This window comes from Rathayibacter sp. VKM Ac-2927, from assembly GCF_022815525.1.
GTDB classification, from domain to species: Bacteria; Actinomycetota; Actinomycetes; order Actinomycetales; family Microbacteriaceae; genus Rathayibacter; species Rathayibacter festucae.
On sequence record NZ_JALGRT010000006.1, the window covers coordinates 129666 to 155919 of the forward strand.

Consider the following 26254-nt stretch of genomic DNA (forward strand, 5'->3'; position numbering starts at 1 on the left):
GAGCGTCACACTCGAGCCATGACAGCAGCGAGCACGACCCCGCCGGACCCGGCGCAGGAGACGGCGGGCGACCCGCCGGCTCCGGACCCGACGCCCGGAGCCGGCGATCCCGGGAACGGCACTCCCGGAAACGGCACCCCCGGCGCCTCCGCACCCGGCCCCTCCTCCGAGAACCGCTTCCTCCTCTGGCTGCGCTCCCTCGATCTCGCCCGCCGGCCCGGCTGGGTCGGCGGCGTCTGCTCCGGCATCGCCGATCGCCTCGGCATCGACCCGCTGATCGTGCGCGGGATCTTCGTCGTGGTCGCGGTCCTCGGCGGCCCGGCCTTCCTCTTCTACGCGGCGGCCTGGCTGCTGCTGCCCGACGAGGACGGCGTGCTGCCGGTCGAGGAGCTGCTCCGCGGTCGCCTGACCCGCGTCCACGCCGGCATCGGCGCCCTGGTGCTCGCCTCGATGCTCCCGGTCGCGCAGGGCTTCTGGTCGCTCGGCGGCGCGTACACCGGGGCGGTGCCCTGGGCGCCCGCCACCGGCCGCGCCCTCTGGACGGTCGTCGTCCTGGTGCTCATCGTGGTCTTCGTGGTCTGGATCGCCCGCCGCTCGGGCCGCACCGACCCGGCGCCCCCGCCCTTCGGCAGCCCCGAGGGTCCTGGCGCCTCGACCGCCGGCTACCCCGCCCCCACCGGCGAGCCCGCGAGCGGCGCTCCCCTCCTCCCTCCGCAGCGCCCGACCGAGCCGCGGCCGAGCACCCCCGAGGACCTCGCGCTGTGGCGCGAGCGCCAGGAGGAGTGGAAGGCCGAGCGGGAGGCGTTCCGCGCCCAGGAGAGCGCGACCGCCCGCGAGACGGCCCGGGCCCGAGCGGAGGAGTCGCGCCTGCGGGCCGCCGCGATCACCGCGGCGCGCCTCGAGCGGCGTCGGCTGCTCCGCGAGGCGAACCCGCGGCTGCGGCGGAGCGTCACGCTGCTCGTGCTCGGCCTGGCCGCCGTCGCCGGCGCGATCGCGTCGCTCACCGTCTCCGGCTCGACCGCGACCGTTGTCGGCTTCAGCGTCGCGACCCTGGTGCTCGGACTCGCTATCGTGGCGGCCGGGCTGCTCCGCCGGCGCGCCATCCTCCTGATCGCGGTCTCGGTGATCACGGTGCTGACGGCCTCGACGGCGTCGCTCGTCCCGCCGGAGCGGCAGCTGCTGCCGCTCCTGAGCTCGTACGGCGTCTCGAACGCGACTCCCGGCAGCTACGCGATGCTGGCGGGCGACCTGCAGATCACGATCGACCCGTCGCTGGGTGCTCCGGGGGAGGTGATCGACGTCTGGCAGGGCGCCGGGAACATCACCGTCATGCCGATGGCCGGAGCGGCGGTCCGCCTCGAGGCGACCACGGCGAACGGCTACTACTGGCTGACGACCGCCTTCGCCGACGGCGACGTGGGGTCCGACCCGGTGGACGTCGAGTACAGCCGCGACGGAGCCACCTGGACGCAGACCTTCGGCGACCCGGACGCCGAGCCGGTCGTGGTCCGGATCGCGCAGGGCCGCGGCGGGGTCACCGTCTACGACCGGACCGCCGAGGACTCGACCAGCGGCGCCGCACTCGACCCGGACGGCCCTGCGACCGCGGAGCCGACCTCGGAGGCGACCGCTGCCGCGACCGACCTCCCGACCCCGACGGATCCCGGCACCCCGACGGACACCGGCGCCCCGACGGACCCCGCCACCCCGACAGACCCCGGCAGCACGACCGGAACCGACAGCACGACCACGACGGAGGCAGGACGATGACCGCGCAGAGCACCACCGCCACGCAGACCAGCACCGCCCCCGAGACCGCGCAGCGGCCCAGGATCCGCGCCGGCGCGGTCGTCTGGGGACTCGTCCAGGCCGTCGTGGCGGTCCTCCTGCTCCTCGTCGCCGCCGACGCCGGGCTGCGGACCGCCGTCGTCGACTGGGCGCTCTCGCTCGGCCCGGCCGGAGCCGCCGCGATCGCGATCGCCGCGCTGGGCACGATCGCCCTCCTGATCGGCCTCGTCCGGGTCCTCGATCGACGCTGACGAGCGGCAGGACCGCGCCCACCACCCGGAAGCGCGCAACATCAGCCAGGAGTGCCCCTCGTCGCCCGTCGGCGATGAGACGGCCTCCTGGCTGATGTCCGTGCACGCCCCGCGCCCGGAGCGACCAGCGCACCCACCCGCAACCCCCTAGGCCGAGGCCGGACACGAGCGCAGACTCGCAGTCCGGCCTCGACCGCGCGCGCGAGCGCCCGCGCACGGACAGGCGCCTCCCCCTCCCCGAATCGAGACCGCCGATGCCGCACGCCGCCCGCAGGACATGCCGATGGAGCTGAGCATCGCCGCCGTCATCGGCGTCGCCGTCCTCGTGGCCGTCGCCGCGTTCGCCCGCCGGCTCGGCGTCGCCGCGCCCATCGCGCTGGTGCTCGCCGGCGTCGGCCTCTCCTTCCTCCCCGGTGTCCCCGAGGTGGTCGTGCCGCACGAGTGGGTGCTCGACGGCGTGCTGCCGCCCCTGCTCTACGCCGCGGCGATCAGCGTGCCGTTCGTGGACTTCCGCCGGAACATCGCCACCATCAGCGGCCTCTCGGTGGTGCTCGTGCTGATCTCGGCCGCCGGGATCGGAGCGCTGCTCTTCGTCCTGCTGCCCGAGCTGGGCCTGCCGCTCGCCATCGCGGTGGGCGCGATCATCAGCCCGCCCGACGCGGTCGCCGCCACGAGCGTGGGCCGCCGCCTCGGCCTGCCGCCCCGGCTGCTCACCCTGCTCGAGGGCGAGGGCCTGATCAACGACGCGACGGCGCTCGTCCTCCTGCGCTCGGCCCTCGCCGCCGCGGCCGCCACCCTCGCGACCCCGTGGGCGGCGGTCGGCGACTTCCTCTACGCCGTGGTGGTCGCCGTGATCGTCGGCCTGGTCGCCAGCATCGTGACGGTCTTCGTCCGCTCCCGCCTCGAGGACCCGGTGCTCAACACCGTCGTCTCCTTCGTCGTGCCGTTCGTCGCGTTCATCCCGGCCGAGAGCCTCGGGGCCTCGGGAGTGCTCGCCGTCGTCGTCGCGGGCCTGCACACCGGGCACGCCTCCTCCCGCGCCTTCACCGCGCAGTCGCGCGTGAACGACCGCATCAACTGGCGCACCGTGCAGTTCCTCCTCGAGAACGGCGTCTTCCTGCTGATCGGACTCGAGATCCGCAGCCTGATCGAGGACGCCGACAGCGCCGCCCTGACCATCCCGGCGGCGGTCGGCATCGGCCTCGTCGCCACGGCCGGGCTCATCGTCGTCCGCTTCGCCTGGGTCGGCCCGGTGCTGCTCGGCGAGCGCTGGCAGACCCGCCGGGCCGAGCGGCGGGCGCGCGAGCAGAAGGAGCTGCTGGAGTCGACGGGCGGGGTGCGGCTGCCGCGCGCGGAGCTCGGCCGGGCCAAGCGCCGCTACCAGCTGCGCCGCTCCGACTACCGCCACTTCAGCAGCAACGGCCTGGGCTGGCGCGGCGGTCTCGTGCTGGGCTGGTCGGGCATGCGCGGAGTGGTGACCCTCGCCGCCGCGCAGTCGCTGCCGGAGGACATCCCGTACCGCCCGCAGCTCGTGCTGATCGCCTTCACCGTGGCGGTGTCGACGCTGCTGATCCAGGGCAGCACCCTGCCGCTGCTCATCCGCGCCACCGGGATCCGCGGGGTCGACGTGCCGGAGGACCAGCGCGAGCTCGCGGGCCTGCTCGACGAGATCACGGAGAAGGGGCTCTCGGTCCTCGAGAAGCCCGGCGAGGTGGTCGAGGGCGTCGACGACGTCGACCCCGACGTGCTCGAGCGCGTGCGCCAGACCTCCTTCCTCCGCTCGGAGGCGGCCTGGGAGCGGTCGCGCGGCTCCCAGCGCGACACCGCCGACACTCCGCACCGCCTCTACCGGGCGCTGCGGCTCGCCGTCGTCTCGGCCGAGCGCGAGGCCCTGCTCGACGCCCGCTCCCGCCGCGCCTACCCGCAGCGGATCCTCGGCCAGGCTCAGGCGCTGCTGGATCTCGAGGAGACCCGGCTGCGGCTGCGGCGCGGATCGACGTCGTAGCGGCGGACCCGGACGAGGCCCGACCCGCGACCTCAGCCCGTGGTCGTCCGCGTCATGATCGCGACGACGAACAGCCCCGCCCACAGCGCGCCGCAGACCAGCAGCCGCAGGTTGCCGAGCACGATGTCCTCCGGCGCCGACGCCCGCCCGCGCTCGATGTCGAGGGCGTAGAGGAACAGCGCCGCGCCGAACGGCACCACCGACGCCATCGACCAGAGCGAGTTCTCGCCGTTGATGAACAGTGCCCAGAGCGCGTAGGAGATCATCGTCAGCGACGCGGCGACCGACCAGATGAAGCGCAGGTACCCCGGCGTGTAGACCTTGAGGGTCGAGCGGGTGTGGCTCTCCTCCTTGCCCTCGCTCTGCAGCTTCTCGGAGTAGCGCTTGCCCGCGACCATGAACAGCGAGCCCGAGGACACCGCGAGCAGGAACCACTGCGTCAGCGGGATGTCCGCGATGGCCGCGCCCGAGATCGCGCGGAGCACGAAGCCGCCCGCCACGATCAGGATGTCGATCACCGGCTCGTGCTTGAGCCAGAGGCAGTACGAGATCTGCATCACCAGGTAGGCGGCGAGCGTCGCCGCGAACCAGGTGAAGCCGAGGAGGAAGGTGACCAGCACCGGCACGATCATCAGCACGAACGCGGCCGGCCAGGCGACCTTCAGCGGCAGCGCGCCGGAAGCGATAGCGCGGAAGCGCTTCTTCGGGTGCACGCGGTCCGACTCGACGTCGAGGAGGTCGTTCAGCAGGTAGCCGCCGGAGGAGGCGAGGCTGAACGCGATCACCCCGATGACGGTCGCGACGAGGATCTCGGGCTCGAGGATGCGCGCGGCGGCGACCGGAGCGGCCAGCACCAGGACGTTCTTCAGCCACTGGCGCGGACGCATGGCGGCGACGAGTGCGCGGGCGGTGTTCACGACGTCTCCCTCTCGGGGAACAGGGCCTGGAGCGGCCGGATCGGGCGGGATCGGGGTGACGCGGGCCCAACCTACAATCGGGGGTGAACGCGCTCCATCCGCCCGGATCCGCAGCGCTCACGACCGGAGCACCACGGAGGGAAGCGCATGCGGACGGCCGCGCTGTACGTCGTCTTCGCGATCCTTGCAACGGCGGTGAATCTGGGCACTCAGATGCTCGTCGAGCTCGCCGTCGACGCGGAGTGGGCCACGATCGCCGCCGTGCTCGCGGGCACCCTGACGGGGGTGATCGCCAAGTACGTGCTCGACAAGCGCTTCATCTTCAAGCACGAGACGATGAATGCGGCGCACGGGCTGAAGACCTTCCTGCTGTACGGCGTGATGAGCGGCGTGACGACCCTGATCTTCTGGGGCTTCGAGTTCGGCTTCGACTATCTGTTCGGCACGGACTTCGCCCGCTACACCGGCGCCGTCATCGGCTTGGCCATCGGCTACGTCGCCAAGTACCACCTCGACAAGAACGTCACGTTCTCCGGCCCGCGAGAGGAGCCCGCATGACCACCCCCGTCTCCTCCTGGGGCCTGCTCTCGCGCGACGAGCACCGCGTCACCCGGATCACGAGCATCGAGCAGGCGCAGGCCGCGCTCGCCGCGGGCGACAGCGGGATCGCCTACGGGCTCGGCCGCAGCTACGGCGACGTCGCGCTCAACGGCGGCGGGCGCATCTGGGACTTCAGCGGCTTCGACCGCCTGCTGGCCTTCGACGACGAGACCGGCGTGCTGCGGGCCGAGCCGGGCGTGCTGCTGCGCGACGTGCAGGCCGTCTTCTCCCCGCGAGGCTGGATGCTGCCGGTCACTCCCGGGACGAAGAACGTCACCCTCGCCGGCGCGATCGCGAACGACGTGCACGGCAAGAACCACGCCTCCGCCGGCACGCTCGGCCGGCACGTGCGCTCCTTCACGCTCCTGCGCAGCGACGGGTCGTCCTCGCGCTGCACGCCCACCGAGAACGTCGAGCTGTACGAGGCGACGATCGGCGGCCTCGGGCTCACCGGGCTGATCGTCGAGGTCGAGCTCGAGCTAGCCCGCGTCCCCGGGCCGTGGCTCGTCAGCGAGGACGTGCCGTTCCAGACGCTCGACGGGTACCTCGATCTCGTGCACGAGTCGATGGACGTCTTCGAGCACACCGTCGCCTGGATCGACGTGACCACGGGCGGCGGGCGACGCGGGGTCTACTCCCGCGCGGACAGCACGGCCGCCCCGGAGCTGCCGGAGACCCGGCCGGGCTCGCTGAAGGTGCCCTTCGCCTTCCCGCTCTCGGTCGTCAACCGCGCCACGCTGCCGCTGCTCAACCGCGCCTACTACCGCCTGAAGGCGACCCGCGCCCGCCGCTCCGTGCAGCACTACGAGCAGTTCAACTACCCGCTCGACGCGATCGAGGGCTGGAACACGATGTACGGCCCGCGCGGCTTCTACCAGTACCAGAGCACCGTGCCGTGGGAGGGGGCGCTCGAGACGACCCGCGAGATGCTCGCCCTGATCGCGGCCTCGGGCACCGGCTCCTTCCTCGGCGTGCTGAAGACCTTCGGGGCGCTGGAGTCGCCGGGGCTGCTGAGCTTCCCGGCGCCCGGGGTCTGCTTCGCGCTCGACTTCCCGAACACGCCCGTCGCGCTGCCGCTGTTCGAGCGCCTCGACGCGCTGGTGCTCGCCGCGGGCGGCCGGCTGTACCCGGCGAAGGACGCGCGCATGACGCGCGAGATGTTCGAGGCCGGCTTCCCGCGCCTCGCCGAATTCGCCCTCCAGCGCGACCCGGGGATCTCCTCCGGCTTCTCGCGCCGAGTCCTCGGGAGCTGACGTGAGCACTGGTACCCCCTCCAAGATCGTCGTGGTCGGAGCGACCTCCGCCATCGCCGAGCACACGCTGCGGCTGTGGCTGGGCACGGGCGCGCGCTCGGCGCTGCTGGTGGGCCGCGACGCCGGCCGGCTGGAGGCGCTGGCGACGGATCTGCGGGTGCGCTTCCCCGCGGCCGCGCTGTCGGTGGCCGCCGTCGACCTCACCGACCCGGCCGCGATCTCCTCGGTCGTCGCGACCTCGCTCGAGGGCGGCGCCCCCGACACCGTGCTGATCGCCCACGGCGCGATGACGACCCAGGACGAGGCGTCCGCCGACCTCGCCGTCGCCCGCGACGTGCTCGTCGTCACCGGCGTCTCGGTGGCCCTCTGGATGGAGGCGTACGCGAACGCGCTGACCTCCGGCAGCATCGGCGTGATCGGCTCCGTCGCCGGTGACCGCGGCCGCAAGACCAACTACGTCTACGGCTCCGCCAAGGGCCTCGTCGAGCGCTTCGCCCAGGGCCTGCAGCACCGCCTGGCCGGCTCGCGCCTGTCCGTCGTGCTGATCAAGCCCGGCCCGACCGACACCCCGATGACCGCCTCGCTCAAGCAGAGCGGAGCCTCGCTGGCCCCGGTCGACTCCGTCGCGAAGGACGTCGCCGCCGCGATGGCCTCCGGCCGCGCCGTCGCCTACGCCCCGGCCAAGTGGCGCGTCATCATGACGGTCATCCGCCTGCTGCCGTCCCCGATCTTCAACCGCCTGAACATCTGACGCGGACGGCTGCCGGGACCCCGGCGGCGGGGTCTCGATACGCCCCTGCGGGGCTACTCGACCAGCATGGATGGTCAGCGGCACGCCGCCTCATGCTGATCGAGCAGCCCGCGGAGCGCGGCGTATCAAGATCCACCGGAGCCAGAGGTACGGACGGCCCCGTCGCGCACAACCGCCTGCTCTCGAAGTTATACTTCGGCCCGATGTATAACATCGAGCGAGAGGTGAGATCGTGGCACTGAGTCCCTACACACCGGGTTCTGTCCCCATGAAGCTGCCGGGCCGAACCGAGACGCTGCAACAGTTCCGGCAGGCCGCACAGCGGATCGCGTCCGAGGGACGATTCGTCCCGCGGGTCCACGTCGACCACGGCCCCCGCGGCGTCGGGAAGACTTCTCTCCTCCGCGAGGCCCAGCGCATCTTCCGCGGCTACGACATCAGGACCGTCCTGATCACCGCCGACCCCGGCGAGGACCTCGTACGCTCGCTCCTCGCCGAACTCCGACTCGCCGTCGGCACCGGGCCTCGTCTTCGCCAGACGGCCCGCGACGCGATCGACTCCGCGACACTGTCGCTCGGCGCTCCCGGACTCGCGAGCGCGACGGTGACCGTCGCACCTCCCGAGGCGCGGGCAGCAGCCTCGGCCAAGGAGTTCCAGCGCGCACTCCGAGCAGCTCTCGACGCGGTCGTCGGCGACGGAGACGCCGGCCTCGTCCTTCTGATCGACGAGATCCAGGAGGCGGACGCCACGAGCCTGCGCACCATCGCCTACGCCTGGCAGGAGATGAACCCACTCGACGTGTCGGACCAGGGCCAGCCGCGCACCGCGCTCTTCGCGGTCGGGCTCCCGGGCGCACCGAGCACGATCACTCGTGCCGTCACCTTCAGCGAGCGCTTCAGCTTCCAGCCGCTCCACGGTCTGTCGGAGGCCGGTGCCCGCGAAGCACTGGAATCGACGGCGACCGACGTCGGTGTGCGCTGGGAGCGGGCCGCGCTCGATCGAGGTGTCACGGAATCAGCTGGATACCCCTACAAGGTCCAGCTCATCGGCGACCTCGCCTGGCGGGCCGCGGAGAGGCGCCTCGAATCGGACGGCCTCGGCCCCACCGATGTCATCACCCTCGACGACGTCCGCGCGGCCCTGCCCGGAGTCGACGCCGAGATGCTCACCCTCTTCCGCTCACGCTGGCGCAGTGCTTCGGCGAAACAGCGGGAGATGCTCGTCGGCATCGCACAGCTCGGCGGGGAGGACGTCCGACGCGGCGTGCTCGCAGACACCCTCGGAGCGACCACTCGATCGATCTCCGTCACCCGGCAGCGGCTGCTCGACAAGGGTCTCGTCGACGCCAACAAGCACGGACACCTGTCGTTCACGGTTCCCGGTTTCACCGCGTTCGTGCTCGATCAGGTCGAGAACGAGTAGGACGACGACACGCGGATTCCCGTCCGCAGCAGGACCGCCATCGCCCACGACCTCGTGTTGCTCGCACGCCGCGGGTTCATACTGGTCTGATGAGAATCGTCATGGTCACCGACGCACACGAGGGCCTGACTCTCGCCTCCGACAGAGCAACGACGCTGACGCAGACTCGTTCCGATGGATCGAGTGACGCAGGCGATGTCTCCGACGACACCGACACACTCTTCCGCCCGCACATGAGCAGTCAGAGCTTCCCGGACAGCAACGTCTACCGTTCGCAGAGTCAAGGCGCTGCAGTCGGCGCCGCACGAGCCACGTCGGGGTCGTACGATCCGCGTCCGAGCCAGGGTACGAAGACACCGCCGCAGAGGATCGTCCTCCATCCGGGCGGTACCTCCGCTCGATAGCCCTCCGCGGCTGCTCGACCGGCACATGCTGATCGGGTAGCCCGCAGGGCGGCCGCATCGAGACTCGTGTCTCCCCGTGGAATCACCTCCGGAAGGGGGATCTGCAAGGGGGTTCGCCGCAGACGGCCGCGTTCTACGCTCGGCGCATGCCCCTCCGCAGTGCTGCGAGCGCCCCAGCCGTCCTTCCGCAGATCGCCGCGCCCAGCGCTCGACAGCGGGCCGCGGCCGAGGTGCTCGGGCACGTCGTGGTGGCTCTCGCGGTCGGGTCGGCGCTGCTGCTGCTGGCGTCGGCGAGCGTCGCGGGGCTGCCGTTCCTGCCCGGCGGGGGCCGCGTGCCGCCGTTCGAGGCGTGGTCGCTGATGCGGACGTCGGCGACGGTGCAGATCGGCGCCGCGGTGCTCGCCGCCGGCCTCGCCGCGCTCGCCCGCGCGGGCGGCTGCCGCGTCCGCGCCGACCGCTGGTGCCTCGTCGCCGCCCTCAGCGCCGCCGCCGGCGCCGTGCTGCTGGCAGCCCCGCCGCTCTGATCCGCGGATACGCGGCAACGGCCGATCGAGCAGCCTGCGGAGCGGGCGGCACCCCATGCTGATCGAGTAGCCCGCGCAGCGGGCGTATCGAGATCCACCGTCGCCCGAAGGCGAGTCTGCAGACCCGCCGGCTGGTGACGGCAGGTCTCGATACGCCCCTGCGGGGCTACTCGACCAGCATGCAAAGGGCGGCCTCACCAGCCCCTACGCCGGCGCGCCGATCGTGGAGTCCTCATAGTCCTCCGTCAGGCCGTGGGGGGTCTTCTCCCACTTGTGCGGGCTGAAGACGATCTGCCAGGCCGCGCGCCAGGCCGAGATGGAGTGCAGCACCCAGTAGACGGGGTTCAGGATCGCGAACGCCGCGACCCGCCAGTTGTAGCGCTTCCACGCCGCGATCCCCGAGACGACGATCATCAGCGTGTTCGAGAAGAGCATGTTCGTCGTCCCCGCGACGATCAGCCACTCCGGCAGATCGAGCCCCAGGAACTGCACGCCGATGTAGGTGATGACGGTGAAGCCGAGCACCAGCGGGTAGAGCAGGAAGGCGACCGGCGTCCCCATGATCAGCGCCACCAGGCTCAGCGAGCCGAGCACCCCGTTCACCTTGAACCAGCGGATCGGGTGCCGCGTGTTCACGCCCGCGGTCATCATGTAGCCCTTGATCCAGCGGGTGCGCTGCTTGATCCACGCGGGGACCTCGGCGCACGCCTCCTCCCAGGTGTTGGAGTCGACGACGCCCACGCGGTAGCCGTGCGCGGCCACGCGCAGGCCGAGGTCGGCGTCCTCCGTCACGTTGTACGGGTCCCAGGCGCCGAGCTCGCGCAGCACGCGCGTCTCGAAGTGGTTCGAGGTGCCGCCGAGCGGGATCGGCAGGTGCGACTGGTCCAGGCCCGGCAGCATCGCGCCGAACCAGTGCGCGTACTCGACCGCGAACATCCGGGTGAGCACGTTGTAGTCGGCGTTGAAGTAGCTCAGCGCCCCCTGCAGGCAGACGAGCTGCTTCTGCTCCGGATCCACGTGCTCGCGCTCGAACGCGTCCTCGCGGAACAGCCGCACGCACTTGCGCAGCTGGTCGGGGTCGGGCCGGTCCTCGGCGTCGTAGATCACCACGAACTCGCCGCGGGCGAAGCTGAGCCCGTAGTTGCAGGCGCGCGGCTTGGTCTGCGGGCCGCCCGGGGGCACGATCACCATCCGCACGTACTCCGGCGGGCTCATCCGGCGCACCGCCGAGATCGTCTCGTCGTCGTCGGCCTCGAGCAGCACGAGCACCTCGAGCTTGGCCTTCGGGTAGTCGAGGGCGCCGATGTTCACCAGCAGCTTGCTGATGATGTTGGCCTCTTTATAAGCGGGGATCAGGATCGTGTAGATCGGCAGCTCGTCGTCCGTCATCCGCGGCGGCGAGACGTCCAGGCCGCGGCGGCCGCGCTCGAGCGCCACCTCCTCCTCCCACGCCTTCACCGAGCTCTGGTTGAGCGGCGCGCGCAGGCCGGCCAGCGCCTTGAAGGCGATGTTCATCAGGAACAGCAGGTTGGCCGAGGCGAGCACGATCACGAAGGTCAGGCTCGGCGCCAGCACCGCCCCGACGATCACGATCGCGGCGACGACGAGCGGAGTGATCACCTGCCAGCGGCGCAGCCCCGACTTGGCCGACTCGTCACCGCTCTGCACCGCGAGCGAGTCGGCCGCGCCGAAGAGCAGCGCGGCGCGGCAGGCGCTCTCGACCGCCTGGAAGATGTCCCAGTCGGTCGTGGTGCGCACAGTGACCACGTCGACCTCGAGCATCTCCCGCGCCTCGGCGAGCATCGCCTCGGTCGGCGGGACGGAGGTCGCGATGACGCCGGTCCCGTCGGGCAGCACCCGCCAGGGCACCCAGCCCGCGCCGACCAGGGTGGAGGCGCCGATGCGGGCCAGCAGCGCGGACCCCGGCGGCTCCTCGACCAGGTCGAGCATCGGGGCGTCCCACTGCTCCGCCAGCGCGCCGTACATCTCGCGCCGGGTGACGGCGCCGTCGATGACGAGGTGCCGGCCGAGCAGACCGCCCTCGCGCTCCTGGCGGCGCAGAGCCTCGTCGAGCTGCTCGGACGTGATCAGTCCGCGCGAGAGCAGGATCTCGCCCACCCGGGGCGTCGTCGTCGCCATGGTCAGCCTCCGAGCCGCTCGTAGATGACGTAGATCCCCTGCGCGAACACCGGCCGGTAGCGGGTGTCGAAGGAGGAGTCGCGGGTGATCGCGTCGTAGACGAGGTCGGCGACGCCGGTCTCGCTCAGCTCGGGGGCGTCAGCGGTGGTCACGAAGACCCACTTCGCGTGCGTGTACGGGGCGGCGAGCGCCTCGTCGAACAGCTCGCCGGCCGAGCGGTTGTAGTACTCGGCGAGCGGCACGCCGATCTCGGGCAGCAGCGCGTTGCCGGCCGCGCTCTCGTCGATCAGGATGCCGCCGCCGTCGTAGTTCTCGCTCAGGAACCGGGCCGCGGCGGTCGCGCCCGACGCCTCCTTGATCGAGACGTAGCCGGTCGCCTCCGCGATCACCGCGTTGCGATCCAGGTCCTGCACCCACCAGGCCGTCTGCGCGCCGAGCAGCACCAGCACGAGGCCGAGCGCGCCCGCGCCGATCCGCGGCACCCGCCGCAGCGCGTCGACCAGCACGGCACCGAGCACCGCGAGGAACGGCAGCACCGACAGCGCGTAGCGGTTGTTCCACCAGTTCGTCGGCAGGGTCTGGTCGTTGTTCATGTGCGTCTGGCCGAGGTAGAGGCTCAGCAGCGAGAAGGCGTAGGAGACGATCATCAGCCAGATGACGAGCGCGTCGTCCGAGATCCCGCGCCGCCAGGCGAGCACCAGCGCGCCGGCCAGGCCGAGCGCGACCGTCAGAAGGCCCGAGGTCTCGAGCACCGCCCAGTTGTACGACCAGAGCGTCAGCCCCGCGTTGCCCTGGTAGGCGAGCAGCCCCGCGTCGGCGACCGCCTTCTGTAGATTCGCCGCCGAGTACTGGCCGTTCATGAACTCGAGCGGGTTGCTGTAGACCGCGAAGTTGTAGACCAGCCACCAGACGATCGCGATCAGCGGCAGGATCCCGAAGGCGCTCGCCATCTTGATCGCGTAGACGAAGGACCGCTTCTTCCGCCAGGCGACGATCAGCACCACGAACGTGCCGCCGAAGACGAGCACCCAGCCCTCGTAGCGCGAGAGGGTCGCGGCCGCGGCGGGCAGGCCGGAGAAGACCATCATCTCGCCGGCACTGAGGTTGCGCCGGCTGGTGACCCAGTGCGCCAGCCCGGAGAAGCAGCCGACCATCGTGACGATCAGCACCGGCTCCGTCATCGCCGTCGAGAAGGCGTAGAGCACGCCGGGGTTCGCCAGCACCAGGAGCACCGCGGTGAGCCGGCCGGCGCGCAGGTGGCCGACGCGCGCCGAGATCCGGTAGACGCCGCAGGCCGTGCCGGCCAGGCAGATCATCCCGAGCAGCCCGGCGGCCCAGCCCGTGTGCCAGAGCCAGAGCGACTGCACGAACGGGATCAGGATCAGGCTCGGCACCGGCAGCCAGACCGTGCCGAGCTGGGTGAAGCCGGGCGCCTTCGAGTCGAAGATGCGCCGCGAGATGGAGAGGTGGCTCTGGGTGTCCGCGTAGGCGAGGTTGATCCCGGAGGAGGTGGTCACCAGGCAGGCCGCGAAGCCGACCAGCAGCGAGACCACCAGGATCACGACCGTGCCGGGCACCTGCCGCCCGGTGACCGGCCGGCCGAGGCGCTCCCACGCCTCCCGCCACCAGGGGAGGCGGGCGGGCGCGCCGGCCACCGGCGACGGGGCGGCGATCGTGCTGGTCATGCGCTCGGTCAGTCGGTCGAGGAGTGGCGCGCGGCGGGGTGGTCGCCCTCCGCGGCCGGCGCGGAGGCGGGTGCGGAGTCGGCGGCCGCGGGCTCGCCGGCCGCACGCTCCTGCGCGTCGACGTAGGCGGCGACCTTCCGCGACCGGCGGCGGCGCGCCAGCCAGCCGAGGAGGATCAGCAGGCCGATCACCACGACCGCGATCACGAACCAGATCGCGTAGGAGGAGTAGTCGTCCTTCACCTCGTCCTGCGGCGTGATCTCGTTGCTGTCGATCGCGACCGGGTCGGAGTCGGCCGAGCCGGAGACCGCGAGGTTCCCGGACAGCGAGGTCCAGCCCTCCTCCGCGGCCCAGCCGGCGATCGAGGACTGCAGTCCGGAGGACGCCGTCGCGTCGCCGTCGGCGCTCCAGCCGCCCAGCAGCACGATGTCGCGGCCGTCCGTGGTAAAGGCCTCGAGGGCCGCGTAGGGCGCCTCGGTGCCGACGCCGTAGCTGAGGCGCGAGGCGTCGATCGCGGTGAAGGAGGCGAGGCGCAGCGGCGTCTTCAGCGCCTCGGCCTCGTCGGTCCCCGCGCCGACGACGATCCCGGAGCGGTCGGAGTCGACGAACTCGTCGACCCCGACGACCGAGACGGCGAGGGGGTCGGCGTCGACCCGCTGCAGCGCGGTGACGAGGTCGCCGGCGCTGCGCAGCGCGTCGGCGCCGCTCGCGGAGCCGCCGAACGCGACGGCGAGCTCGCCGCCGAACGCCTGCGGGAAGCGGCCGAAGCCGGGGCCTGCGGACTCGCCGCGGACGCCGGTGACACTCGAGCCCGCGCCGTCGACGAAGAACTCGATCGGCACGGAGTCGGCCGAGCCGATGCAGGCGCCGTCGCTCTCGCGCACGGCCGAGAGCGTCACCGAGAGGCCGTTGGACGCGCTGAGCTGCCCGGTCGGCACCGGCAGCGTCATCGCGACGTCGGTGTCCTGGCCCAGCACCGTCGAGCCGATAAGGAAGTCGTTCCAGTAGACGTTCGCCGTCGCGGTGATCCCCTCGGGGACGGCGGAGTGCGTGCCGACCAGGTCCACCTCGACGCTCGAGACGGGTCCGCCGAACGCGGACTGCGTGATGGTCGTGTAGCTCGTCGACGCCCCGGTGCTGCCGAGGGCGATGCGCTCGGTGCCGAAGTCGGCCAGCGTGTGCTCGAGCGAGCTCGAGGGGACGACCTTCTGCGCGAGACCGGTGGTGGTCGCGCTCGAGGCGAGTCCGGCGTACTCGCTGCCGAGCGCCGCGCCGGCCGCGGCAAGGTCCGCCTCCGCCCCGGTGAGGGTGAGCTCGGGCACCCCGCCGGCGTCGCCGATCGCGCTGACGACGTCGCCGTCCCCTGCCGCGAAGCGCACGATGCGGCCCTGCGCGGCGTCGAGCGCCGGGCGGCCCTCGGTCGCGCTCTCCTCCGACACGGTGATCGCGGTTCCGGAGGAGTAGCGCGAGGCCAGCGAGGCAGCGGCTGAGAGGCCCGCGGCGCGCAGGGCGTCGTCGGCGCCGTCGGGCACGACGATCGAGACGCCGGTGACCGCGTCCGGGAAGAAGTCGCCGACGGTGGTCGGCGCGGTCGGGGTGCCGTCGACGACGACGCCCAGGCCGGAGACGCTCAGCACCTCGCTCCCGACCTCGCAGAGCGCGCCGGCCGAGTCGCCCGAGCCGCCGAGCTGGACGCCGACGGCGAGCACGCCGTCCACGACGTCGGAGGCCTGGACCGGCGCGTCGATCGCGGTCGCGGTGGCGGCGTCGAGCGTCTGCACGACCCGGCCCGACACGATGACCGAGAGCGTGCCGGTGAGCGGCTCGAGCGGTGCGAGCGACGCGATCACGCGGGTCGGCACGACCCCGTCGGCGACCGGGACGGTGACGAACTGCGGCGCGGAGCCGGCCGCGACCGAGACGACGGCGTCGCTCTCGAGCCCCTGGACGACGCCGCCGGTGGCCGGATCGACGAGGTCGGCGGCGGACGCGGAGGTCGCGGCGCCGAGGACGAGACCGAGGCAGAGGACCGGGACGAAGGCCGGGACGAGGGCGCGTCGAGGCAGGAGCGAAGGAGCCATGGGGCGGGGTTCCGATCGGCATACGGGAGTCCGGGAGGTCCGGCGCTCGAGGATGGAGAGTGGAACGGTCGTGCACGAGGAGCGGCGGGAGACCGCGGAAGTGCGGGAGAGGACGCCCCGTTCTGGCGTCAGTCTAGGCAGTCGCCGACAGCCGATCCGGTGGTGAGCAACCGCTGCTCCGCCCCCGTCCGAGTGTCAGGCCGGCCGTAGACGAACCCCTGCACATCGGTCACTCCGAGCTCGCGCAGCACCGCGACCGTCTCCTCGTCCTCCGCCCCCTCGACGATCATCCGCACGCCGACCGCGACCGCGAACGACTGCATCGCCCGGACGATCTCGCGCTGGCGCAGCTCGGTCGTCAGATCGGCGATCAGGGCGCGGTCGAGCTTCACGACGTCGAGGGGGAACGTCGCCACGGCGAGCGCCGAGGAGCCCTCCGTGCCGAAGTCGTCCAGCGCCAGCAGCACGCCCGCGTCGCGCAGGAGCTGGGCCTGCGCGCGCAGCTCGTCCGTCGCCGCCGCGAGCGACCCCTCGCTGAGCTCGAGGCAGAACCGCAGGCCCGGGAACCGCTCGGGCACGGCGGCGAAGTACGGGCCGAGCCGCTCGGCGGCGAGCTGCTCCAGGTCCGCGTTGACGCTCATGCACTCCACCCCGGCGCCGGAGTCGCGGAAGCAGGCGGCGGCGGACATCGCCTTCTCCACCACCTGCACGGTCAGCTCGTCGAGCAGGCCGGCGTGCCGCACCGTCCGGATCAGCAGGGACGGGTCGATCCGCCCGAGCGCCGGGTCCTCCAGCCGCACGAGCGCCTCGTAGGCCCAGATCCGGTCGGTGCCGAGATCGACGACGGGCTGGAAGGCGAGGTCGAGGGTGCGGTCGCGGAGGGCGCGCGACGCGACCTCGCGCACCGGGTCGGTCAGCACCGAGGTGACGTCGAGGCTGCTCGAGCGCCCCCGGCCGCTGCGGCCCCGCCCGCGCTTGAGCGCGAGCATGCTGCGGTCGGCCTCGATCACGATGGTCGTCGGGTCCGTCTCCTCGTGCGCCGAGAACGCCACGCCGACGGTCACGACCGGGGCGAGGGTGTCGCCGTCGACGGTCGCCGGCTCGCTCACCCGCTCGACCAGGGCCTGCACCCGCCGCCGCGCGTCCTCGGCCGAGTCGAGCCCGCGCAGGACCAGCGCGAACTCGTCACCGCCGACCCGCGCGGCGACTCCGCCCTCGTCGGCCACCTCCGCGAGCCGCTCCCCGACCAGGCGCAGCATCTTGTCGCCGACGTGGTGGCCGCGGCCGTCGTTGAGGTCCTTGAAGTCGTCCAGGTCGAGGAAGAGCACCGCGATGCCCTCGAACGGCCGCCGGTCGCGGTTGGCGGCGGCGAGCGCCGACTGGAACACCCGCTGGTTCGGCAGCCCCGTCAGCGCGTCGTGGTCCACGGAGCGCCGCAGCGACTCGACGTCGTAGCGGGTGCTCAGCGTGTCCGCGCCCATGTGCGCGAGGGCGTCGAGGATCTGCTCGTCGTCGTCGTTGAAGGGGATCGCGCTCACCCGCTTCGACGCGACGACGTACCGGGTCCGACCGTCGGGCAGGAGCATGGCGGAGGCGATCTCCCGCCCGGAGGCGGGCTCGTCGCGCACCTCGATCGCGTCCGCCTCGATCGAGGTCAGCGCGTGGCGGACGATCTTCCGCTCCGCCTGCTCCACGGTCCCCCAGGGCAGCGCGAGTGCCGCGTCGAGCACGCCGGCGAGCCGGCGCCGCACGCCGCGCACCTCGATCCGCTTCGCCACGCCGAAGACCAGCGCGCCGACCACCAGGACGACCATCGGGCTCTGCTCGATGGCGGGGTCCCCGGCCATCGCCGGCACGACCACGGCGTCGAGGAACCAGACGGCCGTGCTCAGCAGCCAGACCAGGAGGAGGTAGAAGCCGACCCGCTTGGGCGACAGGGCGCCGAAGCCCCGCTCCCACTGCATCCCCCAGCGGCCGCGCTGGCGGAGGAGGTCGACGAGCAGGATGACGGCGAGGAAGAGCGCGCTCGCCGCGAGCAGCGCGATCGGCGGCGTCAGCACGACCCTCCCCGCCTGGAAGACGGTGACGTAGAGGAGCGCGGCGAGGGACCCCAGTCCCGTGACGTAGCCCGCGACCGCGAGGTTCCGGGTCTGCAGCAGCTGGGTGACCAGGCTCGCCGCCGTCCAGACGCCGAGCAGGCGGAACGGGTCGGCCTCCGGCTGCATGATCACGAGGAGCGTGACCGTCAGGCCCGCGACCGGCATGCCCGAGCGGCGGCCGAGGGCGATCCGGAAGGCCGCGGTGAGCGCGACGGCCACGCCGAACGCGGCGACGAACGCCCAGCTGACCGGCGGCGTGATGATCAGCAGGGCCGTCGCGCGGGCGATGAGCACGAGCGCGAAGAGGCTCAGCACGCCCGCGATCGCCAGATCGAGGAGGCTCAGCTCGCGCGTACGGGGCATGGTGGCATGCTAGGCCGTGGGTCGTTCCGCGCCGCCCCCGCCGGACTGTCGACGATCCCTGCGGCCCCAACGCCCCACTTCGGAGGTCGGCACCGCCTCCTCGACCCGTCGACTGTGAGCGGATGCCCCCTCTCACCGCACTGACCGCCGACCTCACCCGTCGCAGTCTCCTCGCCTCCCCCCTGGGCGCCGCCGCGGCCGGCACCGCCCCCTCCGACCCCGTCCTGCACTCCGAGATCGCCTCCCCGGGCGGAGTCGCCGGCCTCGACTCCACCGCCACCGTCCCGGTCGCCCAGCTGCCGGAGGCGGTGCGCACCGTCTCCGGCGAGCGCCCCGTCGCGAAGGGCGAGCTCGTCTACAACGTCCAGGACTACGGCGCGACCGGCGACGGCAGCACCGACGACCTGCCCGCCATCGACGCCGCGATCGACGCGGCCGTCGCCACGTACGGCGGAACGGTCCACTTCCCGCGCGGCATCTACCGCATCGCCGGATCGATCGGCCGCGCCGAGGGCCTGGCGAGCATCGCCTTCCGCGGCGCGGGCGAGCTGTCCACCCGGATCCGCTCGCTGACGAACGCCCCCGTCGTCACCGGCGCCTTCTCCGCCTGCCGCTTCGACAACCTGATCCTCGACGCGAACGGCCTCGGCTCGCCCTGCGTCTCCGCGCACCTGGACAAGACGGTGCTCGACTCGCTGCAGCTCTACGGCTGGACCGACTACGGCATGCGCCTGAACGACGGCACCTTCGGCGACCTCGGCCTGCTCAACCGCATCCAGCGCTGCAGCATCGACCAGTGCACCGGCACCGGCATCTGGACCGGCTACCGGATGATCGACTCCTGGATCGTGGAGAACAACATCGGCGCGAGCTACGCCGACCTCTCGATCGAGGGCGGCCCGATCCGGATCCTCGGCAATCACCTCGACGGCTCGCCGCAGATCAACATCGAGCTCCGCGGCAACCGCCGCATCACCATCGCGAACAACATCATGGAGGGGGCGCGCCGGCAGTCCCTCGTCTACACGATGCCGCCGTGGCTGACCGAGGACCTCGCGCAGATCCAGATCGTCGGCAACGCGATCAGCAACGGGGGCAAGGCCGCCGCGAACACCTACCCCGCCATCGCCATCCTCGGCGTCTCGCCGACCGCCCGCACCGTCGGCTTCAGCATCACCGGCAACATCTTCGCCTGCGAGGACGCCGGCTCCGGCTGGACCCACTGCGTCGAGGCCCTCAACGCCCGCGCCGTCTCCGTCCTCGGCAACCAGTGGGCGACCGGCCACGTCAACGCCAAGCCCGTCCGCGCCGTCGGCAGCACCGCCTACGAGGTCATCGGCAACCACGGCGACAACGCGGTGAAGACCACGTAGCCGCCGATCGAGCGGACCCGCCGCACGGGATGCTCGGCATGCCGGTCGAGCAGCCCCGCAGGGGCGTATCGAGACCCACCCGCCTGAGCAGAACTGAGTCTGCAGACCCGTCCGCCGACGCTGGTGGATCTCGATACGCCCGCAGGGCGGCTACTCGATCAGCATGCAGGCGCCCCGCCCGAGCCGTGGGCGGCCGCGCTCCATGCTGGTCGAGTAGCCCCGAAGGGGCGTATCGAGACCCACCCACCCCCGAACCTCTGCCACCGTGTCCCCATGCCCCGACTCGACGCCTCCACCACCGCGCACGTCGACGCCATGCACCACCCGCGCCGCGAGCAGATCGACCGCACGCGCGAGGCGGTCCTCGCCGCCGACGAGCGCCTGGTCGAGTCGGTGAAGTGGAACGCCCCGAGCTACGCGATCGGCGCCCACCTGGTGACCCTCCGCCTCCGCCCCGGCGACCGCGTCGAGGTGATCCTGCACCGCGGCACCGCCCCCCTCCCGGACCGCCGCCTCGCCGACGCGCTGTCCGACCCGGACGGCCGCCTCGACTGGCGCGCCCCCGACCGCGCCGTCCTGGCACTTGTCCCCGGCGAGGACCCGTCCTGGCTCACCCCCCTCGTCGCACAGTGGCTGGCGGCCGTCGCCCCGCGCTGACCCGCTCGCCCCTCTCCCGACCGCCGACCCCCGGCACCACCTCCGGCACGCCGGAACCGCCCGGTCCCGCGAGCCGAACCCCGATTCCGCGAGCCCGAGGTCCCCCGAGCCGCGCACCCGCCCCGCGCGTCAGCGCCAGGCCAGCGCCGACCGCTCGGCCCAGTACTCCCCCGGATCCTGCGCCGGCAGCCCCTCCGGCAGCGCGCCGGCCCGCGCGCGCACGTTCTCCCGCAGCTGCTCCGGAGTCGCCGCCCCGCTGAGCACCACGTCGGCCCACGACTGCCCGAGCGCCGCACCGAGCGCGAGCTCCTCGGGAACCCCCTGCCGCCCCCGCAGCACCTCCGGCGCCCGGTCGCCGACCAGCCGCCCGTTCGCGAGCGCCTCCTTCACCACCACGGTCCACCCCGCGTCGTGCGCCTCGGCGAGCGCCGCCCCGGCCGAGCGCTCGAGCAGGTTCCAGGTCGTCTGCACCGTGCTGAACGGCGAGTCCGGGATCGCCAGGGCGAGCCGGATCGTCCGCGCCTGCTCCGGCCCGCTCGTCGACAGCCCGACCGCGACGCCCGACCCGGCGAGCCCGCGCAGCCGGTCGAGCAGCGCCCGGTCCACGAGCGCCGGGCTCTCCGGCGTGATCGAGTGCACGAGGTAGCGGTCCGGCGCGCTCCCCAGCGCCGCGAGGGTCGCCGACCACTGGCGCTCGAGCATCGCGACCGAGTGCTCCTTGCGCTCGTGCACCTCAGCGTCCATCGCCCAGCCGCCGACGTACTCGTAGCCCCACTTCGACTCGACGGTCAGCTCGGCGCGCCGCTCCGGATGCTCCGCCAGCCACCCGCCGAGGAACTCCTCGGCGCGACCGTAGGACCGAGCGGCATCGAAGAAGCGGACGCCGAGACCCCACGCGGTGTCGAGCAGCTCGTGCGACCGCGCGCGGAGGGCGTCGACGCTGCGCCCCTCCGGCGGCCCGAGATCGCCGTCGCGCCCGGCGGTGATGTAGGCCGGTCGCCCGACGGCGGCCAGGCCGAGGCCGAGGCGGGGAGTGCGGGATGCCATGGTGCTCGTTCCGTCCGGGGGTGCCTCCACCGTAGCCACCGCCCGCCGACCCCGCCCGCGCACCCCGCCCGCCCCGCTACCGTCGAGCGGGTGACCACCACCGACCGCCGCACCCTCGACCGCAGCATCCTGCGACTCGCCGTGCCTGCGCTCGGGGCGCTGATCGCCGAGCCGCTGTTCCTGCTCACCGACTCCGCCCTCGTCGGCCACCTCGGCGCCGTGCCGCTCGCCGGCCTCGCCCTCGGCGGAGCGGTGCTGCAGACGATCGTCGGCCTGATGGTCTTCCTCGCCTACAGCACCACTCCCCGGGTCGGCCGCGCGCTCGGCGAGGGCGACGAGCGCCGCGCGGTCGCGGCCGGCATCGACGGCGGCTGGCTCGCGCTCGCCCTCGGCGCGGTCATCGCGGTCGCCGGAGCCATCGCCGCTCCCGCCCTGATCGGCCTCTTCGGCGCGGAGCCCGCGGTCGCGGACGCGGGCGTCCGCTACCTCTCGGTGAGCATGGCCGGCATCCCCGCGATGCTCGGCGTCTTCGCCCTGACCGGCCTGCTCCGCGGCTTCCAGGACACCCGCACTCCGCTGATCATCGCGGGCGGCGGATTCGCGGTGAACGCGGCCCTGAACGCCGTGCTGATCTACCCCGCCGGCCTGGGGATAACCGGGTCCGCCCTGGGGACGGTGATCGCCCAGTGGGGCATGTTCGGCGCCTACGCGGTGATCGCCCTGCGGCTCGCCCGCCGCGTCGGAGCGCCGCTGCGCCCGCACCCGGCCGGGCTGCGCGCCTCCGCCGGATCGGGCGGCTGGCTGCTGCTGCGCACCGCCTCCCTGCGCGCCGCCATCCTGCTCGCCGTCGCGGTCGCGGGCTCGCTCGGCGCGGAGGAGCTCGGCGCCTTCCAGGTCGCCATGACGCTCTTCTCCACCGTCGCCTTCGCGCTCGACGCGGTCGCGATCGCGGCGCAGGCGCTGCTCGGCCGCCTCCTCGGCGAGGGCGACCCGGCGCGCGCCCGAGCGGTCGCGAAACGCTGTGTGACCTGGGGAATCGGCGCCGGAGTCGCCCTCGGAGCGGCGATCGTCGCGACGAGCGGAGTGCTCCCGTTCGTTTTCTCGAGCGACCCCGAGGTGCTCCGCCTGCTCCCCGCCGCCCTCGTCGTGGTCGGCCTGACGGCTCCGCTCGGCGGCTTCGTGTTCGTCCTGGACGGCGTGCTGATCGGCGCCGGCGACGGCCGCTACCTCGCGCTGAGCGGCCTCGTCAACCTCGCCGTCCTCGCCCCGCTGGCCCTCCTCGCGCCCCTCGCGCCCGAGGACTGGCGCCTCCTGGCCCTCTGGATCGCCTACGCCGCGGGCTTCCTCGGCGCCCGCGCGCTCACCCTCGGCCTCCGCTTCCGCGGCGACGTCTGGCTCCGCTGACCCTCGAACGAAGTTTCGAACACCCTGTGGACAACCCTGTGCACAACTCCGGGTGACCCCCGCGTCCACCCCCTCCCGCGAGATGCCACTTATGAGCCCGACACGCCGCAGAATCCGCTCATAAGTGGCATCTCGCGGAGGGAGTCAGCGCGGCGGCGCGCTCGTGGTGCCGAGGTGGAAGACGGAGGTGAAGCGCACCGGCTCGGCCTCGTCGCCGGCGATCAGCGCGAGGACGGCGCGGGCCGCGGCCCGGCCCTTCTCGACCGCGGGCTGCACCATCGTCGTCAGGTCGTACTCGGCCGCGAGCCCCGGCACCTGCACTCCGTCGAAGCCGACCACCGACACCTCGGCCGGCACCCGCAGCCCGAGCTGCTCGGCCGCGAGGACGACCCCGGCCGCCAGCAGATCGCTCTGCGCGATCACGGCCGTCGGCGGCTGGGCGGCATCGAGCAGCACCCGCCCGGCGGCGACCCCCTCGTCGACCGTGCTCGCCCCCGCCGCCACGACCTCCAGGTCGCCGAACACGTCCTGCGCCCCCAGCAGTCGCTCGACCGCCGTGATGCTCGGACTCGAGCGCCAGTCCGCCGGGATCGGGCCGCGGCGGCGGTCCTTCGCGAAGGGCAGCGAGACGACGGCGACGCGCTCGTGCCCGAGGTCCCGCAGATGCTCGGCCAGCGTCCGGGTCGCCTCCCGGTTGTCGAGGGAGACGACCGCAGCGCCGAGGTCGGAGACCCCCTCGACCACCACGACCGGCACGCCGCGGCGCCGCAGCACCGCCACGGAGTCGTCGACGGAGGGACTGCAGCCGACCAGGATCATCGCGTCCACCGGCGCCGTCGCCAGCAGCCCCGAGCCGCCCTCGGTCTCGGTGAGCAGCAGGATGCCCGCGCCGGCCCCGCCGAGCACGTCGGCGATGCCGTCGAGCATCGCGATCTTGATCGGGTCGCGGAAGGCGTGCAGCACGCGCTCGTCGACGACGACCCCGACGATCCCCGAGCGCCCACGCCGGAGCGACTGCGCCCGCGGATCCGGTCCGGCGTAGTCGAGCTCGGCGGCGGCCTGCAGCACCCGCTCGCGGGTCGACGCCGCGACCGGTCCGGAGCCGCTGAACACGAGCGACGCCGTCGACGGCGACACGCCCGCCCGGCTCGCGACCCGCGCGAGGGTCGGGCGCGACGTCGGCGATCCGCCGCTCTTCGACTCCACGGCCTTGCTCGACTCCACGGTGCTCCTCGTCCCCGACCCGGAGGGCCGGCGCCCGGCGACCCGTCCTTGACCGGTCCCGGCGTTCCGGATAGCTTAGACCGGCCCGCATCGAATCGATTCGATCATCGTCGATCAGGCCCCCACGACCGCCCCGCGATCAGCCAGGACCCCGCATGCCCTCGACCTCCGCCCTCAGCCGCCCGCAGCTCGTCGCGTGGCGCAACGCCGTCTTCACGATCTTCGTGCTGAGCGGCCTCTCGATCGCGACCTGGGTCTCGCGCACCCCCGCCATCCGCGACGAGCTGCAGCTCCCCACCTCCGGCGTGGGCCTCCTGATCCTCTCGATGTCGATCGGCGCGATCGTCGGCCTCAGCCTCTCCACCGCGATCATGTCGGCCCTCGGCCCCCGCCGCGGCATGGTCGCCGGACTCGTCGTCTGCTCCTCCGGTCTCGCGCTCCTGGGCCTCGCGGCGGACGCGTTCGGCGCACTCCCCCTCGCCTTCGCGGGCATGGTCCTGCTGGGCTTCGGCAACGGCGCGGTCGACGTGATGATGAACGTCGAGGGCTCCGCGAACGAGAAGGCCTTCGGCAAGACCCTGCTCCCGCTCTTCCACGCCTTCTTCAGCCTCGGCACCGTCCTCGGCGCGATCCTCGGCGCCGCCGCCTCCGCGCTCGCCGTGCCGGTCGCCGCGCACCTCTCGGGCGTCGCCGTCGTCGTGGTGATCACCGTCTCCGTCGCGATCCGCTTCGTCCCCGTGCGCGACGAGCTCGACACCTCCGGGGTCGCCGTCGTCGCGAAGGCACCGGTCCGCGAGCGCGTCGCCGCCTCGCTCGGCGTCTGGCGCGACCGCCGCCTGGTGCTGATCGGCCTGATCATGCTGGGCATGGCCTTCGCGGAGGGATCGGCCAACGACTGGCTGACCCTCGCCATGGTGGACGGCCACGGCACCGACAAGACCACCGCCGCCGTCGTCTTCGGCGTCTTCGTCGCCGCGATGACCGTCGGCCGGGTGCTCGGCGGCCCCGTGCTCGACCGCTTCGGCCGCGTGCCCGTGCTCCGCGCGTCCGCCGGGCTGGCGATCGTCGGCATCCTGCTCTTCATCCTCGCGCCGGTCGACGGCCTCGTGATCGCCGGAGCGGTCGCCTGGGGGCTGGGCTGCTCGCTCGGCTTCCCGGTCGGCATGTCCGCCGCGGCCGAGGGCCCGCACTCTGCGGCCCGGGTCAGTGCCGTCGCGATGCTCGGCTACGTCGCCTTCCTGGTCGGCCCGCCCGCGATCGGCTTCCTCGGCGAGCACTTCGGCCTCCTCAACGCGCTGTTCCTGGTGCTCGCGCTCGTCGTCCTCGCCGGGCTCGCCTCGCCCGCCGCCCGCCCGCAGAAGGAGCCCGCGGAGCGCGTGCAGGACGGCGCGCGCGCGTGAGCGCCCCCGGCCTCGAGCCCTGCCGCGTCGCCGTCGTCACCGGGGCGAACCACGGCATCGGCGCCGCGATCGCCGAGCGCCTCGCCGCCGACGGTCTGTCCGTGCTGGTCGCCTTCCTCGCCGAGGAGCTGCCGGAGTACGAGCCGGAGCGCCAGCGTCTCGCCCACCGCACCGACGGCGAGCAGGTCGCCGAGCGGATCCGCGCCGCCGGCGGCCGCGCCCGCGCCGTCTCCGCCGACCTGCGCGACGCCGCCTCCGCCGCCCTGCTCCTCGACGCCGCGGAGGAGTCGCTCGGCCCGGTCGACGTCCTCGTGCACAACGCCACCGGCTCCGTCATCGACACCTTCCGCACCCGCCCGAACGACTGGATGGGCCGCCCCCAGCGCCGGGTCGACGCCGCGAGCATCGACCGGGTGCTCGACATCGACGCCCGCGCCGGCGCACTGCTGATCGCCGAGCTCGCCGAGCGGCTGGAGCGCCGCGGCGGCCACGGCGGCCGGATCGTCACGCTCACCTCGGGCGGCGAGCGCGGCTTCCCCGGTGAGGTCTCCTACGGCGCCGCCAAGGCAGCCCTCGTGAACTACACGATCTCCGCCTCGCTCGAGCTCAGCCCGCTCGGCGTCACCGCCAACGCGGTCCACCCGCCCGTCACCGACACCGGCTGGGTCACCGACGACGTCCACGCCGCCGTCGCCGCGAACGACGCCTTCTTCGACGTCGCCCGCCCCGACGAGGTCGCCGACCTCGTCTCCTACCTCGTCTCCCCCGCCGGCCGCCGCGTCACCGGCAACGTCCTCCGCATGGCCTGACGCGCGCCGACCCCGCAGGGGCCCACTGCATGCTGGTCGAGCAGCCCCGCAGGGGCG

At 73.1% G+C, this 26254-nt stretch carries 20 protein-coding genes; 13 read left to right on the plus strand and 7 right to left on the minus strand.

Features of this window, described 5'->3' with window-relative positions; translation table 11 throughout:
- Positions 1 to 18: 18 nt before the first annotated feature.
- From MT353_RS17115 to MT353_RS17125, 3 genes are all read left to right on the plus strand, one after another.
- Positions 19 to 1770 carry a PspC domain-containing protein gene (locus tag MT353_RS17115; RefSeq protein ID WP_243625412.1) on the plus strand — a complete coding sequence of 584 codons (1752 nt, stop codon included), beginning with the start codon at positions 19 to 21 and terminating at the stop codon, positions 1768 to 1770.
- A complete protein-coding gene (locus MT353_RS17120) occupies positions 1767 to 2039 on the plus strand; it encodes a hypothetical protein (protein ID WP_127887872.1) in 273 nt (90 codons plus the stop codon). Before MT353_RS17115 ends, MT353_RS17120 begins: the two co-directional genes overlap by 4 nt.
- A gap of 283 nt (positions 2040 to 2322) precedes the next feature.
- Positions 2323 to 4044 carry a sodium:proton antiporter gene (locus MT353_RS17125; RefSeq protein WP_243625413.1) on the plus strand — a complete coding sequence of 574 codons (1722 nt, stop codon included), beginning with the start codon at positions 2323 to 2325 and terminating at the stop codon, positions 4042 to 4044.
- Positions 4045 to 4076: 32 nt separating this feature from the next.
- On the opposite strand, the gene MT353_RS17130 is transcribed toward MT353_RS17125, so the two are convergent.
- The gene (locus MT353_RS17130; protein WP_123447195.1) at positions 4077 to 4961 is read right to left on the minus strand and encodes a decaprenyl-phosphate phosphoribosyltransferase; all 885 of its coding nucleotides are present in this window, start codon (positions 4959 to 4961) and stop codon (positions 4077 to 4079) included.
- A gap of 147 nt (positions 4962 to 5108) precedes the next feature.
- Between MT353_RS17130 and MT353_RS17135 the strand changes: the two genes are divergently transcribed.
- The 5 genes from MT353_RS17135 to MT353_RS17155 all read left to right on the plus strand — a co-directional run bounded on the left by MT353_RS17135 (position 5109) and on the right by MT353_RS17155 (position 9916).
- On the plus strand, positions 5109 to 5519 hold the full coding sequence (locus MT353_RS17135; protein WP_243625414.1) for a GtrA family protein: 411 nt from the start codon (positions 5109 to 5111) through the stop codon (positions 5517 to 5519).
- Complete coding sequence (locus MT353_RS17140) at positions 5516 to 6814, plus strand: FAD-binding oxidoreductase (protein ID WP_243625415.1); 1299 nt, start codon at positions 5516 to 5518, stop codon at positions 6812 to 6814. The genes MT353_RS17135 and MT353_RS17140 overlap by 4 nt, the downstream gene beginning before the upstream one ends.
- Before the next feature lies 1 nt (position 6815).
- Positions 6816 to 7565 (plus strand): SDR family NAD(P)-dependent oxidoreductase, encoded by a 750-nt coding sequence (locus MT353_RS17145; RefSeq protein ID WP_123706073.1) that lies wholly within the window; start codon positions 6816 to 6818, stop codon positions 7563 to 7565.
- A gap of 268 nt (positions 7566 to 7833) precedes the next feature.
- Positions 7834 to 8988, plus strand: coding sequence for an ATP-binding protein (locus tag MT353_RS17150; protein WP_243599374.1), 1155 nt, complete (start codon positions 7834 to 7836; stop codon positions 8986 to 8988).
- Between the two features lie 550 nt (positions 8989 to 9538).
- Positions 9539 to 9916 (plus strand): hypothetical protein, encoded by a 378-nt coding sequence (locus tag MT353_RS17155; protein WP_159421716.1) that lies wholly within the window; start codon positions 9539 to 9541, stop codon positions 9914 to 9916.
- A gap of 204 nt (positions 9917 to 10120) precedes the next feature.
- Here the strand turns inward: MT353_RS17155 and MT353_RS17160 are convergent, their stop codons facing one another.
- The 4 genes from MT353_RS17160 to MT353_RS17175 form a co-directional block, all read right to left on the minus strand.
- Positions 10121 to 12055, minus strand: coding sequence for a glycosyltransferase (locus MT353_RS17160; protein ID WP_243625416.1), 1935 nt, complete (start codon positions 12053 to 12055; stop codon positions 10121 to 10123).
- Between the two features lie 2 nt (positions 12056 to 12057).
- Positions 12058 to 13740 (minus strand): glycosyltransferase family 39 protein, encoded by a 1683-nt coding sequence (locus tag MT353_RS17165; RefSeq protein WP_159421714.1) that lies wholly within the window; start codon positions 13738 to 13740, stop codon positions 12058 to 12060.
- 8 nt (positions 13741 to 13748) lie between these two features.
- Complete coding sequence (locus MT353_RS17170; protein WP_243625417.1) at positions 13749 to 15821, minus strand: hypothetical protein; 2073 nt, start codon at positions 15819 to 15821, stop codon at positions 13749 to 13751.
- 128 nt (positions 15822 to 15949) lie between these two features.
- Entirely contained in the window at positions 15950 to 18283 is a 2334-nt protein-coding gene (locus MT353_RS17175) for a bifunctional diguanylate cyclase/phosphodiesterase (protein WP_243625418.1), read from the minus strand.
- Positions 18284 to 18405: 122 nt separating this feature from the next.
- Between MT353_RS17175 and MT353_RS17180 the strand changes: the two genes are divergently transcribed.
- Together MT353_RS17180 and MT353_RS17185 are read left to right on the plus strand one after the other, a co-directional pair.
- Positions 18406 to 19656 carry a glycosyl hydrolase family 28-related protein gene (locus MT353_RS17180; RefSeq protein ID WP_279400855.1) on the plus strand — a complete coding sequence of 417 codons (1251 nt, stop codon included), beginning with the start codon at positions 18406 to 18408 and terminating at the stop codon, positions 19654 to 19656.
- 273 nt (positions 19657 to 19929) lie between these two features.
- Positions 19930 to 20313, plus strand: a complete 384-nt coding sequence (locus MT353_RS17185) for a DUF1801 domain-containing protein (RefSeq protein WP_243625420.1) — start codon at positions 19930 to 19932, stop codon at positions 20311 to 20313.
- A gap of 129 nt (positions 20314 to 20442) precedes the next feature.
- Here the strand turns inward: MT353_RS17185 and MT353_RS17190 are convergent, their stop codons facing one another.
- Positions 20443 to 21360: an aldo/keto reductase gene (locus MT353_RS17190; RefSeq protein WP_243625421.1), complete on the minus strand. Its 918-nt coding sequence runs from the start codon at positions 21358 to 21360 to the stop codon at positions 20443 to 20445.
- Between the two features lie 90 nt (positions 21361 to 21450).
- On the opposite strand from MT353_RS17190, the gene MT353_RS17195 reads away from it, so the two are divergent.
- Positions 21451 to 22764 carry an MATE family efflux transporter gene (locus MT353_RS17195; protein WP_243625422.1) on the plus strand — a complete coding sequence of 438 codons (1314 nt, stop codon included), beginning with the start codon at positions 21451 to 21453 and terminating at the stop codon, positions 22762 to 22764.
- Positions 22765 to 22908: 144 nt separating this feature from the next.
- Here MT353_RS17195 and MT353_RS17200 read toward each other — a convergent pair whose 3' ends face one another.
- Entirely contained in the window at positions 22909 to 23988 is a 1080-nt protein-coding gene (locus MT353_RS17200; RefSeq protein WP_243599382.1) for a LacI family DNA-binding transcriptional regulator, read from the minus strand.
- A gap of 155 nt (positions 23989 to 24143) precedes the next feature.
- On the opposite strand from MT353_RS17200, the gene MT353_RS17205 reads away from it, so the two are divergent.
- Together MT353_RS17205 and MT353_RS17210 are read left to right on the plus strand one after the other, a co-directional pair.
- A complete protein-coding gene (locus tag MT353_RS17205) occupies positions 24144 to 25388 on the plus strand; it encodes a sugar MFS transporter (RefSeq protein WP_243625423.1) in 1245 nt (414 codons plus the stop codon).
- Complete coding sequence (locus MT353_RS17210; protein ID WP_243625424.1) at positions 25385 to 26197, plus strand: SDR family NAD(P)-dependent oxidoreductase; 813 nt, start codon at positions 25385 to 25387, stop codon at positions 26195 to 26197. The genes MT353_RS17205 and MT353_RS17210 overlap by 4 nt, the downstream gene beginning before the upstream one ends.
- Positions 26198 to 26254 lie beyond the last annotated feature (57 nt).

Bases quoted from the DNA above. Each gene is read 5' to 3' on its own strand.
- MT353_RS17115 (WP_243625412.1), top strand. From the start codon at position 19: ATGACAGCAGCGAGCACGACCCCGCCGGACCCGGCGCAGGAGACGGCG.
- MT353_RS17120 (WP_127887872.1), top strand. From the start codon at position 1,767: ATGACCGCGCAGAGCACCACCGCCACGCAGACCAGCACCGCCCCCGAG.
- MT353_RS17125 (WP_243625413.1), top strand. From the start codon at position 2,323: ATGGAGCTGAGCATCGCCGCCGTCATCGGCGTCGCCGTCCTCGTGGCC.
- MT353_RS17135 (WP_243625414.1), top strand. From the start codon at position 5,109: ATGCGGACGGCCGCGCTGTACGTCGTCTTCGCGATCCTTGCAACGGCG.
- MT353_RS17140 (WP_243625415.1), top strand. From the start codon at position 5,516: ATGACCACCCCCGTCTCCTCCTGGGGCCTGCTCTCGCGCGACGAGCAC.
- MT353_RS17150 (WP_243599374.1), top strand. From the start codon at position 7,834: ATGAAGCTGCCGGGCCGAACCGAGACGCTGCAACAGTTCCGGCAGGCC.
- MT353_RS17155 (WP_159421716.1), top strand. From the start codon at position 9,539: ATGCCCCTCCGCAGTGCTGCGAGCGCCCCAGCCGTCCTTCCGCAGATC.
- MT353_RS17160 (WP_243625416.1), bottom strand. From the start codon at position 12,055: ATGGCGACGACGACGCCCCGGGTGGGCGAGATCCTGCTCTCGCGCGGA.
- MT353_RS17165 (WP_159421714.1), bottom strand. From the start codon at position 13,740: ATGACCAGCACGATCGCCGCCCCGTCGCCGGTGGCCGGCGCGCCCGCC.
- MT353_RS17170 (WP_243625417.1), bottom strand. From the start codon at position 15,821: ATGGCTCCTTCGCTCCTGCCTCGACGCGCCCTCGTCCCGGCCTTCGTC.
- MT353_RS17175 (WP_243625418.1), bottom strand. From the start codon at position 18,283: ATGCCCCGTACGCGCGAGCTGAGCCTCCTCGATCTGGCGATCGCGGGC.
- MT353_RS17180 (WP_279400855.1), top strand. From the start codon at position 18,406: ATGCCCCCTCTCACCGCACTGACCGCCGACCTCACCCGTCGCAGTCTC.
- MT353_RS17185 (WP_243625420.1), top strand. From the start codon at position 19,930: ATGCCCCGACTCGACGCCTCCACCACCGCGCACGTCGACGCCATGCAC.
- MT353_RS17190 (WP_243625421.1), bottom strand. From the start codon at position 21,360: ATGGCATCCCGCACTCCCCGCCTCGGCCTCGGCCTGGCCGCCGTCGGG.
- MT353_RS17205 (WP_243625423.1), top strand. From the start codon at position 24,144: ATGCCCTCGACCTCCGCCCTCAGCCGCCCGCAGCTCGTCGCGTGGCGC.